The sequence below is a fragment of the Coleofasciculus sp. F4-SAH-05 genome, assembly GCF_040222985.1.
GTDB classification, from domain to species: domain Bacteria; phylum Cyanobacteriota; class Cyanobacteriia; order Cyanobacteriales; family Coleofasciculaceae; genus Coleofasciculus; species Coleofasciculus chthonoplastes.
In genome coordinates, this window is record NZ_JAVKBY010000159.1 from 1 (window position 1) to 11938 (window position 11938).

Annotated in this window: 11 protein-coding genes, 1 tRNA gene and 3 pseudogenes; 5 read left to right on the plus strand and 10 right to left on the minus strand. The window is 46.3% G+C overall.

What is annotated here, in order from left to right; genetic code table 11:
* Positions 1-215 precede the first annotated feature (215 nt).
* Complete coding sequence (locus RIG27_RS19450; RefSeq protein ID WP_446347866.1) at positions 216-1535, plus strand: NB-ARC domain-containing protein; 1320 nt, start codon at positions 216-218, stop codon at positions 1533-1535.
* A 29-nt stretch (positions 1536-1564) separates the two neighbouring features.
* Here RIG27_RS19450 and RIG27_RS19455 read toward each other — a convergent pair.
* Together RIG27_RS19455 and RIG27_RS19460 are read right to left on the minus strand one after the other, a co-directional pair.
* Positions 1565-1627: pseudogene (locus tag RIG27_RS19455) on the minus strand (type II toxin-antitoxin system VapB family antitoxin); the annotation flags it as partial.
* Positions 1628-1748: 121 nt separating this feature from the next.
* Positions 1749-2513, minus strand: coding sequence for a Uma2 family endonuclease (locus tag RIG27_RS19460; protein ID WP_446347572.1), 765 nt, complete (start codon positions 2511-2513; stop codon positions 1749-1751).
* 83 nt (positions 2514-2596) lie between these two features.
* Between RIG27_RS19460 and RIG27_RS19465 the strand changes: the two genes are divergently transcribed.
* From RIG27_RS19465 to RIG27_RS19475, 3 genes and pseudogenes are all read left to right on the plus strand, one after another.
* Entirely contained in the window at positions 2597-2788 is a 192-nt protein-coding gene (locus RIG27_RS19465; protein WP_446347868.1) for a hypothetical protein, read from the plus strand.
* 389 nt (positions 2789-3177) lie between these two features.
* Positions 3178-3561: pseudogene (locus RIG27_RS19470) on the plus strand (metallophosphoesterase); the annotation flags it as partial.
* An 88-nt stretch (positions 3562-3649) separates the two neighbouring features.
* Positions 3650-4741, plus strand: coding sequence for a serine/threonine protein kinase (locus RIG27_RS19475; RefSeq protein ID WP_446347870.1), 1092 nt, complete (start codon positions 3650-3652; stop codon positions 4739-4741).
* A gap of 50 nt (positions 4742-4791) precedes the next feature.
* On the opposite strand, the gene RIG27_RS19480 is transcribed toward RIG27_RS19475, so the two are convergent.
* From RIG27_RS19480 to RIG27_RS19500, 5 genes are all read right to left on the minus strand, one after another.
* Positions 4792-4989 carry a hypothetical protein gene (locus RIG27_RS19480; RefSeq protein ID WP_446347562.1) on the minus strand — a complete coding sequence of 66 codons (198 nt, stop codon included), beginning with the start codon at positions 4987-4989 and terminating at the stop codon, positions 4792-4794.
* Positions 4990-5011: 22 nt separating this feature from the next.
* A tRNA-Leu gene (locus RIG27_RS19485) sits at positions 5012-5094 on the minus strand.
* A complete protein-coding gene (locus RIG27_RS19490) occupies positions 5073-5942 on the minus strand; it encodes a M48 family metallopeptidase (protein ID WP_446347560.1) in 870 nt (289 codons plus the stop codon). The genes RIG27_RS19485 and RIG27_RS19490 overlap by 22 nt, the downstream gene beginning before the upstream one ends.
* Positions 5943-6098: 156 nt before the next feature.
* Positions 6099-6530 carry a tetratricopeptide repeat protein gene (locus tag RIG27_RS19495; RefSeq protein ID WP_446347873.1) on the minus strand — a complete coding sequence of 144 codons (432 nt, stop codon included), beginning with the start codon at positions 6528-6530 and terminating at the stop codon, positions 6099-6101.
* A 136-nt stretch (positions 6531-6666) separates the two neighbouring features.
* Positions 6667-7020 carry a HesB/IscA family protein gene (locus tag RIG27_RS19500; RefSeq protein ID WP_446347874.1) on the minus strand — a complete coding sequence of 118 codons (354 nt, stop codon included), beginning with the start codon at positions 7018-7020 and terminating at the stop codon, positions 6667-6669.
* Between the two features lie 270 nt (positions 7021-7290).
* On the opposite strand from RIG27_RS19500, the gene RIG27_RS19505 reads away from it, so the two are divergent.
* Complete coding sequence (locus tag RIG27_RS19505) at positions 7291-8952, plus strand: DUF6930 domain-containing protein (protein WP_446347878.1); 1662 nt, start codon at positions 7291-7293, stop codon at positions 8950-8952.
* 160 nt (positions 8953-9112) lie between these two features.
* Here the strand turns inward: RIG27_RS19505 and RIG27_RS19510 are convergent, their stop codons facing one another.
* From RIG27_RS19510 to RIG27_RS19520, 3 genes and pseudogenes are all read right to left on the minus strand, one after another.
* Complete coding sequence (locus RIG27_RS19510; RefSeq protein ID WP_446347876.1) at positions 9113-10546, minus strand: hemolysin family protein; 1434 nt, start codon at positions 10544-10546, stop codon at positions 9113-9115.
* A gap of 424 nt (positions 10547-10970) precedes the next feature.
* Positions 10971-11738: a hypothetical protein gene (locus RIG27_RS19515; protein ID WP_446343365.1), complete on the minus strand. Its 768-nt coding sequence runs from the start codon at positions 11736-11738 to the stop codon at positions 10971-10973.
* A gap of 106 nt (positions 11739-11844) precedes the next feature.
* A pseudogene (locus RIG27_RS19520) lies at positions 11845-11938 on the minus strand (RNA-guided endonuclease InsQ/TnpB family protein); the annotation flags it as partial.

Here is an 11938-nt window from a genome sequence, read left to right on the forward strand (position 1 = left end):
ATGACAGATTCTACCTTAGACTGCAACTTGGGATTAAATCGTTCTATAACCCTTAATATATAATGGTTCCCGGGCTTTGCAGCAAGCCCTAAATGCGTGACAGCTTACCCCGGTTGGTGCGTACTCAAGGGACTGATGTGAGCGAAATCTATTTTTCCTCATGAATATGAGTTAACCTTAAGGATGAAATAGGTTATAAGTGTGAGCATCGGACGGTGATTTCTCAGGATTTTCTCAAAACCATTGCGACTGAACGCAATCTGTCCAAATCGGAATTAGAGGTGTTGTCCCTGGCGATGGAGGGTCATGGAACGGCTGCGATCGCGTCTCACCTTCAAATTAGTGGGGATGCTGTGCGTAAGCGGCTTAGCGAAGTCTACCAAAAGTTTAAAATTCCGGGTCGAGGTCCGGTTAAACTGACCAAATTGCAACAAATCCTGGTTAACCGCTATCAAGAGTATCTCCAACAGCAACAGGATACCCCAAACCGTCTCCCTGTTTCGCCGAGTTCCCCCCCTACCTCACCTCAACCGCAAAATCGCCAGGATTGGGGTGAAGCACCCGATGTTTCCGTATTCTACGGGCGTGGCGATGAACTGAAAACCCTGGAACGCTGGATTATTCAGGAACGCTGTCGTTTGGTGGCGCTGTTGGGGATGAGTGGTATTGGTAAAACGGCGTTATCGGTGAAGTTGGCGAAACAGGTACAGGATAAATTTCAGGTTATCCGGTGGCGATCGCTACGTCAAGCCCCTTCTGTGTCGGATCTTCTCGCCGCTTTAATTCCAGACTTGTCCCAGCAACCGGAAACGGTAATACCCAAAACCCCTGATCAGCGCATTTCCTGGTTGATTGACTATTTTCGACAACATCGTTGTTTGGTCATTTTGGATGGTGTGGAGTCGATTTTACAAAGTGGAAAATTAGCCGGGATTTACCGAGAAGGCTATGAAGGGTATGGTGATTTTTTCCGACGTTTAGGAGAAGAACCGCACCAAAGCTGTGTATTAATTACGTCTCAGGAAAAACTGAATGAAATTTCGTTATTAGAAGGTGAAACGTCACCGATTCGTTCCTTTAAGTTAGAGGGGTTGGGAGACGCAGCCCGATTAATTTTAAAGGAAAAAGGATTATCCGGCGAGAAAAAATGGCAACCGTTAATTCAAGGGTATCGCGGTAATCCGTTTATGCTCAAGCTGGTGGCGACGACGATTAAGGAAGTTTTTGATGGTGACGTGACGGATTTTTTATCAACCACGTTATTTACTCACGATATTAGTGATTTTATTGAGGAAATTTTAGACCGCTTATCGGAATTAGAAGAAAGAGTATTGGTTTATCTGGCTCACCAAAAAGAGCCGATTTCGTTTAAAGCCTTGCAACAGCATTTTAGCGATACATCACCCCAGGAGGTGATTCGGGCGCTGGGTTCCCTGAGTCAGCGATCGCTGGTGGAGAAGTCGGAGGGTCGATTCATTCTACCCCCAGCCGTTCGGGAAGTGACGCTGCAATTAATGACTCCGTTGGAGGAGTAAAATTCATTTCTCAGCCAGACAGTTGTTGAATGCTCGCACAATGAAAGTGCTTCTTCAAGAACCTTTTCGTCAATTTCAATATTGGTTGCCATAGATTTATCTAGTACAATTCAGATATGAAAATATATTCAATTCTAAGCTAGAGGACAGCATTAGAAAGATTTAAACCCTCATCACCGATATGCGGCTATGCGGCTATTCATTGATGAACGCTTACGACTCTGGCAAATCTGGTTCAACGCCTAACGCTTTAAGTCTAGCTCGTAATTCTGTTACCTGCTGTTGTGCTAGTTCCCGCTGCTGTCGTTCTATCTCCGCTTGTTTTTGAGCAGTTTTGGCTTGTTTCTGGGCAATTTCTGCCCTCTCTTCTGGTGTGGCAACAAGTTGACCCTCTGGGCTGAAAAAACGCAGCTTTGACTCATAAATTCCTAAAAACAGTTCCAACTGACGACTCCATAACCACCCTTGATTAGTGGGTTCTATCGGTTGGTACTCACCCGCCATAAGTATAAACCCTTGGAACTCCAGTGTATCTGGATGAAACCAAAAATATTCGGGGGTGCGGAAGGTATCCTGGTAAAGTTTTTTCTTAAAGTCTTTATCAATTTTGGCGGTGCTGTCAGAAAGCAGTTCCACAATCATATTCGGGTATTTCCCCTGTTCTGCCCATAAAATCCAGCTTTTGCGAGGTCGATTTTCTGTTCCTAACACAACAAAAAAATCTGGTCCTCTAAAGTCTCGTGTGGTAATGTGTTCTGGACTAAAGTAGATGGTAAGATTGCCAGTGGCATAGAAGTCAGTGCGTTCTCGCCACCACCACTTGAGGCAAGCTAGCAGGAGTTCTATTTGATCTCGATGTAGGTCACTTTCCAAGGGAGGTTCATCACTCAACAAATCGCATGGAGGAATAATAATATCCTCTGTGTCGTTAAGGGAAGTAATTTGATCTGTTGGTGCTGAATCCTTGGCAAGGGTCATCGGGATAGACGATAAACGGCTATCTTTAGTTTAATGGTCAGATTAGCTGCTGCGCGATCGCGCATTGCTCCTAACTCTACGCCTTGACTCGCCAGCGCTGGTGGCTTGTCATTGTCTTATCCGGATTAGCCCTAATTTTAGCTCAGGAAGTGGCACTTCTCTATCAGGTGCAACCGGGACTATCGCTGTGGTTTTTCCCTTCCCTAAAACTCCCGAACCATTACGTTGACTTCTCAATGACTGCAATTCCGATAGCATTACCTATCTCAGCTTAGACATATCCCTAGTCAGGAATCCCCTCTCTCTAGGCTTAGATTTGCTCCCCCAGCTTCCAGACGTTCCACCGGAACGTCTCTACAACCCCAGCTTATTCAGCAGCCCCTACATATTCCCTCAGATGCAGGTTTTTTGTCTTGGGGTGAGGTAATCTGCGATCGCATGGACTGTTTTAATTTCCCTTATGTCAATTCTGCTAGTCATTTCCGGACTGCTCATTCTCATCGTTGTCTCCATTGATGTCCTGATCACAACCCTGACAGTGGAAGGTGCAGTTTGGCAAATTGCTACCGCAATTGCTTCGGTGAATGGGTTCTTTTTAGTTACCTTGGCAATCGCCTATCTCTTACCTGTGGTTTCAGCCGCGACTCAGCAACGCCAACTCGCGGTTTATTTAGTCGGCATTGGTTCCCATCTGGCAAACAAGGATCAACCAAAAGATGCGATCGCGCAAGTGCCATCCACAAATCCTAGGATTGTAATGATGCACAATCCCAAATCATTTCCAGCTTTACCTGCCAATACCGCACCCGTAGCCGTTGCAGGACACACTCATGGCGGACAAATTCGCCTACCCTTCACACCCCAATGGTCTTGGTTAGCATTGGCTAAAAACTGGGAACATGTCGATGGTTGGAGTGACGGCTATGATGTCTCAGGTAATAACCTATATGTTAATCGTGGGATTGGCTTTAGTGATCTGCCCATACGACTCAACTGTTCTCCAGAGGTCACTTTATTTACACTACAGGGAACAGGGAATAGGGAATAGGGAACAGGGAACAGGGAAGTAAGATTAATTTATTCCGGGAGGTAGATGTTAATTTTAAGAAGTCACCTCCACCCACCCTGGAAATACGATGAGCTACTGTATCAACCCCAAGTGCGACCAACGGGAAAATCCTGAGTATCTGGAATACTGCCAAGGCTGTGACACTCCATTAACCATCAACAGTCGATATCTGCTGCTGAAACCCCTTCGACCCCTAGACGCACCCAATCCCACCAAAATCTTTGAAGTCCAGGATTTGGCAGCAGAGGCGGCAATCAAAGGAGCAAAACATAAAGTACTGAAAGTTTTAACCCGGAACAATTCCACCTTAGTTCGCCTGTTCAGACAAGAATCAGAAATTTTAAAGAAACTTAACCATCCGGGTATTCCTAAAGTTCAACCTGAAGACAATTATTTTACCGTTTCTGTCTCCCGCCGTGCCAGACCTTTACATTGCTTGGTGATGGAAAAAGTGGAGGGGACAAATTTACGAGAATGGCTCAAACATAATCAACCCATTTCCGAAGCCAAAGCCATTGAATGGCTAAAACAGTTACTCGATATATTAGATACGCTGCACCAACAACAATATTTTCATCGGGATATTAAACCCTCGAATATTATGCTGCGACCCAATGGTCAACTGGTGCTAATTGATTTTGGGACAGTTTGCCAAATGACGGGTACAGTTGTTCAACGACTGATGGGAAAAGATGCAACCGGAGAAGGAGTTTTTTCACCTGGTTATACACCTCCTGAACAAATCAACGGTAATGCGGTTCCTCAATCGGATCTTTATGCCTTAGGACGTACCTTCGTCCATTTACTGACGGGTAAACATCCTTTAGAACTAGAAACCAACCATAAAACAGGTGAATTAATGTGGCGCAAACATACGCACAAAAGCTCTGAACCATTAGTCGAGTGGCTTGACTATTTTATGGCTCCATTTGTCCATCGTAGACCGCCAAATGCAGCGTTTATTTTGCCGCATTTTCAGAAACAACCCCTCCCTCATCCAGACATACCCAAAACGTCTCCACTTCCCTTAGGATTAATGATTCTCAATCTTGTCATTTTCTCAATTTTATTAGTCTCCGGAGTCCTCTGGTTACAAGCCTACCAACAGCACCAGCGGCAGTTATCTCCTCAAGGGAATGTTCTGTTCATGCAGAGATGACAGATTCTACATTAGACTGCAACTTGGTATTAAAGCGCAATTACGAACCTTTAAAAAAAAGAGGGAAGAGTGTCTTTTTCTCTTCCCCCTTGCTGATTCTGTTGTTCGGCTTTTCCGCTTTCTTTCAACTTCTTGAGCAACATTTGCCGTTGCTTCTTCAGTTGTCTGGCTCTGGCGGAACCGCCTTTGCCTTTGTCATTTCGCCCTTGACGGCGAGGAGACTCCCAACTCTTGAGTCGTTGTGTCATGATCATCACCTCTCAATTTGAATGGGCAGAGAGAGACTCGAACTCTCATGACCATAGGTCGCCACATTTTGAGTGTGGTGCGTCTACCAATTTCGCCATCCGCCCTTGGATGCAACCTTTGTATTATAGCCAATAGATGTCGGTTGTAGCAAGGACTGATAGGCTTGAGTACTTGCCCATTGATCAATTTCCCGCGCCCTTAACACGGGGACGGGGTGGCTCAACTGGGCAGTTTGAGCGGATTTGAGCAGTTCTCCCAATTCCGAGTTACTGATATCATCATAGGCTCTGGCTTGGGCGATAAAGGCGTCGAGGTTTAGTTGGGGAGCTAGGGTGGGTGAACCGCCAGCCAGTTTCATCAGCACCGACATCACCACTCTGGGATTCTGAGTGGCTAGCAGCGCCGCGCGATCGCAGGAAAACTCGGCACACCTTAACCACTCCAGCATCTGTTCTTGAAGGCTTTGGGCAATCACAGCGCCCCAATTCGGCAGTAAAGACGCCGCTAAAATCATAATGTTGAGCGGTGTCAGATAAACCCCATGCTCGCACTTAAGATGTCCCAATTCGTGAGCAATCACCGCCTGAATTTCTTCGGGGGTCAGCATATCGATTAAAGCAGTATGCAGGACGATAAATGGCTGCTTACCCCGCATGGCAAAGGTATAAGCATTTGGCACGGGATGCTGCTGCACGTATAGTTGAGGGGGTTCTAAGTCCAGGGTTTTGCAGGCGTCTAGCAGTAAATTATGCAGGTGCGGTAGCTGATTTTCGCCCACCAAAACACTGGCAGCAATATTATTCAGGTAAAAGAATTGTTCCGCCAAGGGTCCGAGGAGATTTCGCACCATCAAGTCCAGTCCAGGGAACTGCTTCAAGGCTTGGGTGGCTTGAAAATCAAGGGGATGACGAAACTGGTCTGCTTTTAGACCAACTAACGGTGTTTGGGTCATGGGTTATTGGTCATTAGTTATTAGTCATTAGTCATTGGTCATTGGTCATTTGTCATTGGTCATTTGTCATTGGTCATTGGTCATTTGTTTCCGCCCCCGTTTACAAAACGGGAGCTACCACGCTACCGCTTGTTGATGGTGTATAGAGAACTGAGCCTAGAACATTGATTCCTCAGATAACCATTGTTTCACCCGCTTTAAACTGTCCCAGTCCGGCTTCCTACTCAGTCCATCCTCAATACTATCAAAGACATCCTGACGAACTTGAGAATCCGTCGCCATCATCTGCTTAACGATGTCAATGTGTTTACGCACCCCAGTTTGCCCTGTTTCCAACATCGCTACCGCTAGGTTTACTCGCGCTTGGGGCGCATTGGCCTCAATTTTCGTCCCCTTAAGCGCTACTTTATATGCCCGTTCCGCTTGGTCATCCAGCAAATACAACCAAGCCAGACAACTCCAAGCGGCGGCGTTTTTCGGGAAGCGATCGCACAGTTGTTTAAATACAGGAATCAGGGAATCAAGTCCCTCACCCGCGTTGTAGCGTTCTAAGCCACTCTCGAACAGAGAATTAACAGTTTCGGTCATAGATTCAATTTTAGGTTTACCGCGACGCGATCTGATGTGAGTCCTCACACCAAGTTACGTTCTAACATGTCATTTTAAATCCAGTAGGGGTTTGGTTACCAAACCCCTACTGGAGTCCCTATTCCCCCGTTTTTAATTAAACGCCAAAGGATTTGCCACAGCCACAGGTTTGATTGGCGTTGGGGTTGGTGAATTGGAAGCCTCCGCCAATCATGGCATTGCTGTAATCTAAGACCAAACCATACAGGTACAGGATGCTTTTGGGATCACATATTATCTTGAAGCCCTCGTAGTCAAACACTTCATCGTTATCCCGTACCTGACTGGGATCTTCAAAATCCATCATGTAAGACATCCCAGAACAGCCCCCCTGACGAACACCAACCCGCAAGTATAGGTCTTGTCCTTGTTGGTCTCGCAGCGCCACAATATGCTTGAGGGCTTGTTCGGTCAGTTGGATACCTCGTTGCGGTGTTGTTGCTTGTGTCATAAGTATGTTGTAACTCCTGGTTAGGTTAAACTTGGATGACGAACTACTGATGTTCCACGCTTATGGATCAAGTTTATCGAGACTGACCCCAAGCGCGTGTAATTACCCAATAAAAATTTTCTTGGGAACTCCTTGTAAAAGCGAAGGGAATTTCTGCAATGAAATTCAGTCTGTCTATATTTGACTATACTTTTACCAACTATCTATTATTAATCTATTATTAATCATGGCTGACCTGCCATGATTTTTGCACTTATTGCCAAATACCCTATGTCTGCTCTCAATCGCAATACTCGTCGTCGGCTCAAACGGTTACCCCAAATTCCCAGCGTCTGGGAAGGGGATCGCCGTTCTTTAGTGACTGTATCCGATCAGGGTGATTTTGATGCTGAGGGTAATAATGAGTGCATTCTTTGGGTGGATGGCTCAGAAGGAATTGTCCGAGCGATGGATATCGTCTCCTCAGAAATGGGACCCGAAGCGATTGTTCGCACGTTATTGCGAGCCATGGAACATCCCCAAAGTCCGGCTCGACCCGCCCGTCCGGCTAAAATTGTGGTACGCGATCGCGAAGTTCAGTTTTTATTGCGCGGGGTGCTGCAAGAGTTGGAGATTGCGATCGATTATGTTCCCGATTTACCCCTGATTGATGAGTTATTTCGCGGGTTTGAGGAAATTGCCCTCCAGCGCCAGCCAACCTTACCCCCGAAGTATGCGGATCTGTTGATTGGCAAGGCGTATGACTTATGGCAAGATGCGCCTTGGGATGTCCTAGCTGACCATCAGATCTTGAGTGTGGAATTAAATCGCTGGGATGTGGGTGAGTTCTACGTCTCGGTCATGGGTATGCTGGGTGTGGAGTACGGAATTCTACTTTATCGCTCCTTAGATTCGCTGCAACGGTTTCGGGAGTCGGTCGTCAATCAGGAATCGGTCGAGGCGATGGAACAGGCATTTTTGGGACAAGATTGCTTGTTTATTACATATCAAGCGGCGGATGAGGACTTTGAAGATGATGAGGATGTAGATTTAGCCGATTTATCCGTTGAAGAGATTTTGCCGAGTTTTGGTGCGGTGCATCCATTAGAGGGAATGCGCCCCTTCCTGGATGAGGAAGAAGCCCTACTTGTCTATATGGCGCTGGAAGCCCTGCATCGATTTTTCCAAGGATCATCCCGAAAATTAGCGGCGGATGATTTTCCGGCGATGAACAAGCGCTTTCGCATCCCTATCCCTGTAGATACGGAAGAGGAAGATACGGAGTCAAAATCAACCGCGTCGATTAAAGTGTCTACACGACCAGAGGTAGCCTCTGAGTTATGGGAGATGGCGATTGATGATGATATGGATGACGAGGATTGGGATGAGGATGAGGATGAGGAGGAACTGGAACTGCCGCTACGGGATGACTTAATCCCGAAAGATTCCTATCTGAGTTTGGGGATGATGCCCTGGGAGAGTATAGCACTGCTACAGGAGGATATTGATTTTTATCAGTCTCAAGACGCCCCGCCCCTAGGAGAAGGGTTACCTGTGGTGTTAATTCAAACCACTCGCCCGAAAGCCAAAGTGTTAATCGAGCAAATTAAAACAGCCGGCGGACTCAAGGGGATTGGCTTTAACCCCGGAGAAGATCCTCTAGTTGGCGATCGCTACGATTTGGGTATTCTGCAAACAGGAGATAATTATCTATACCTATTTGGTGAGTTTCCCGAAGCTGATCCGACTCATACGGCGAATCGTGAGCATTGGGAACAACGGTGTCTCAAAACCAAGGGCTATTGTGGGTTAATTATTGCCAGAGGACTCAAAGGTGCTTCTCGCGGTAATCCTCAACCCAAAGACATGATGGCATTCTTTGAAGCGCGATCGCTCTCGGTTAAGGAGTTAGGATTAGGTCTGTTACAGCTTATGCCTGTATTTGAATTCTAGATTCGCGGGAACAGGGAACAGGGAACAGGGAACAGGGAACAGGGAACAGGGAACAGAAAGTCTTGGGATGAAACACCTGTAGGGGCGACCCGCTTGCACCAATTAACAACTGTATCCACTCAATTTACTCGGGTCGCCCTTTACTCAATTGCTTTTGACCTTATTCTAAATCATTGGTAGAAGCCTCTGGAGTATCACCTTGCGTTTCATTCACTGTATTCTCAGTTGTCGTAATGTCTGAGGTTACATCGGTTTCAGACAGATCTTCAACAGGAACAGTTGGAGGTTCATACCGATGAATGCGAATTCGGTTCAGGCGGGGTCCTTCGGCGGAGATAACTTTTAACTCTAGATTCTCATAACTTAAGATTTCCCCTTGCAGCGGAATTTTTTGGAACTGATATAATAAAAAACCCGCCAAGGTTTGATATTCATCGGTTACCGGTAAATTTAAATCCAAAAGCTCATTCACTTCTTCCAAATCCATTTGGGCTTGAACTAAAAAGGTTTGTTCATCCACAAGTTGGATCGGTACTTCTTCAGGGCTTTCCAGTTCCGGGTTATCACCAATAATTTCTGCCACCAAATCCTTCAGCGTCACCAAGCCAGCCGTACCGCCAAACTCATCCACCACCATCACCATTGCCAAATGCGATCGCTGCATCAGGGGTAGGAGTTCACTCAAGGGGGTTAACTCCGGGACAAAACGAGCCGGACGAATCCAGGGTTCAATCGGTGTATCTAAGGTTAATTTGCCCTCTGATAAAGGTTTAGCTAACTCTTTAAAATGGATAATCCCGCGAATATCATCCAGAGATTCCCCCGTTACCGGATAGCGAGAATGGTCGGTATTGGCAATTTCTTCTAACACCATTTGCACCGTTGCTGTACTCGAAATGGCATCAATACTGGTGCGTGGAACCATCACCTCGGTTGCCAAAACCTCGCCAAATTCAAAGACATTATTCAGTAACTCTCGTTCTTCGGCTTCTAAACCCGTGGATTCCCGCTCGGTGGTAATAATTAACTGTAACTCTTCCGGAGTCACTTGGTTATTCCACCATCCTCCCGTATATTGCACACCAACCAGCCGCAATAAACAGCGCGTTGATTGGTTCAAAATCCAAATAAACGGATTGAAAAATCGGGCAATCACTAGACTCGGAGGACCCAAAAACCGAGCTAACTCTTCAGAATACAGCAACGCCACAGATTTCGGACAGAGTTCACCGAGAACAATTTGCAGATAAGCAATCAGGAAAAATCCCACCGGAATTGCCAGAGAATGAGCCATTCCTTGAACCATCTCTGGGGGTAAAGGCAATTTAGTCAGTACAGCAGCAACGAAAACGGCGACAGTATTCTCGCCAATCCAGCCCAAGGCTAAACTGGATAGAGTAATGCCTAACTGAGTCGTTGAGAGTAGACGCTCAATGCTCTGTTGTAAGGATTGAACTGTCTTCGCTTGTACATCTCCCGCATCAACCAATTGGTTAATCCGCGATCGCCGCACCGAAACCATAGAAAATTCAGCTGTGACAAAAAAGGCATTGATGGCAATCAAGAGCAGGACTAATAATAATCGCAATAGCATGTCCCGGCTGGTAAGGGGAGTAGAAGCACTCGCAGTAAGAAAAATTAAGTGGGCAACCATAAGATTGGTAGCAGGTAACCAGCAAAAGCAGTTCTACTGCTTCTTTGAGCAGATCCACAACGGTACTCCATAGATAGCCTCTCTCTAGGGGACTGTATTGATTGACAAATACCGTTTAACATACAGCGAGCAATAGAACCGAACCTAAGAAAAACATTTGCATAAACCTGCTGGGAGTATATTACCTTTGTCGGTTGAGTTGAGAGACGTAGGCCGAGCCTTCTCGTACTCGCCTTTGGCGTTCCCGAAGGGTACATTAACCCAACGTTAGGGTTAACCGTTTAAGTTTGGCAATCGCTCTACCCAACCTACTGGAATTCTATATGCTTTCACGCTTCATGCTCCCAACCTGCTCCGTTACCATTTACCTGGCGACAGGGATTTCGGACATTTTCAGCTTGAGCTTTTGATCGGGATAATCAGTTAGGGTTAACGAAAGCGCTTTGGCGTCATCCAGCAACGCTGTAGGTATACTCACCGTACCCGAAAATTCCTCGCTATTGGACGGCAATTCTCCCGGTAACCCTTCGGTAATCGCACTCAAAGCTCGACCTTTGTCGTCGGTAACATTTAAAAAACTATAAAGAAACCGAACCGGATTATCGCCCTCATTCTTCAAGCTAACATCCAGCAACAACGAGCCTCCCTGAAGATTGGCGGAACGAACCTCCAACGTGACCCCCCGATCCTGACTTTTGAGCGGTAAATTTTGATTCGAGCCATTACTGGTAAACGATGTCTCTGTGTCGAATACACCCGATTCCGATGATTCTTCTGCACGTTCAGATTGCTGATTCTCTCCGGCTGACTCGTCTGGCTTATCTGTCTCAGTCTGGCTCTTTGACTCAGAGTCGTTATTATCGGAATTAGAATCTTTGTCTTTGTCTTTGTCATGGATATAGGCGTGAACGTTGACCAGGATATCCCGTTCACTCAACAGCGCAACCTGTTTGTCACCCGGCTCAACCTCCTGGTTATTTGCCAGCTTCTTCGTCGGGCGCACATCGGGCTGAGTCACACCTTTAAGAGCTTCATGACCTAGGGAAAATCCCCACATGGCACTCACAAAGCCGGCACCTAACATCATTGCCAGCAGAATCAGAGTGAGTGCTACAGTCGAGTTGAATTTCATTACTGATTCAAGTTATAGAAGAAGATTGACATCCTCACCTACTGCAAGTAGGTGATTCCGTGACATACTCCTACACTAACCTGAGTACAGGTATAGTGTAGGCTTCTCAACCAATCCGGCTATTGCGTAGGAGACGTTGAGCTTTAAGAACGGGATGCCCCTCCGCTCTATTTTTTATGTTGATAGCTGCGTTATGATCA

Bases quoted from the DNA above. Each gene is read 5' to 3' on its own strand.
- RIG27_RS19460 (WP_446347572.1), bottom strand. From the start codon at position 2,513: ATGACCCTTGCCAAGGATTCAGCACCAACAGATCAAATTACTTCCCTT.
- RIG27_RS19515 (WP_446343365.1), bottom strand. From the start codon at position 11,738: ATGAAATTCAACTCGACTGTAGCACTCACTCTGATTCTGCTGGCAATG.
- RIG27_RS19505 (WP_446347878.1), top strand. From the start codon at position 7,291: ATGTCTGCTCTCAATCGCAATACTCGTCGTCGGCTCAAACGGTTACCC.
- RIG27_RS19500 (WP_446347874.1), bottom strand. From the start codon at position 7,020: ATGACACAAGCAACAACACCGCAACGAGGTATCCAACTGACCGAACAA.
- RIG27_RS19495 (WP_446347873.1), bottom strand. From the start codon at position 6,530: ATGACCGAAACTGTTAATTCTCTGTTCGAGAGTGGCTTAGAACGCTAC.
- RIG27_RS19490 (WP_446347560.1), bottom strand. From the start codon at position 5,942: ATGACCCAAACACCGTTAGTTGGTCTAAAAGCAGACCAGTTTCGTCAT.
- RIG27_RS19480 (WP_446347562.1), bottom strand. From the start codon at position 4,989: ATGACACAACGACTCAAGAGTTGGGAGTCTCCTCGCCGTCAAGGGCGA.
- RIG27_RS19475 (WP_446347870.1), top strand. From the start codon at position 3,650: ATGAGCTACTGTATCAACCCCAAGTGCGACCAACGGGAAAATCCTGAG.
- RIG27_RS19510 (WP_446347876.1), bottom strand. From the start codon at position 10,546: ATGCTATTGCGATTATTATTAGTCCTGCTCTTGATTGCCATCAATGCC.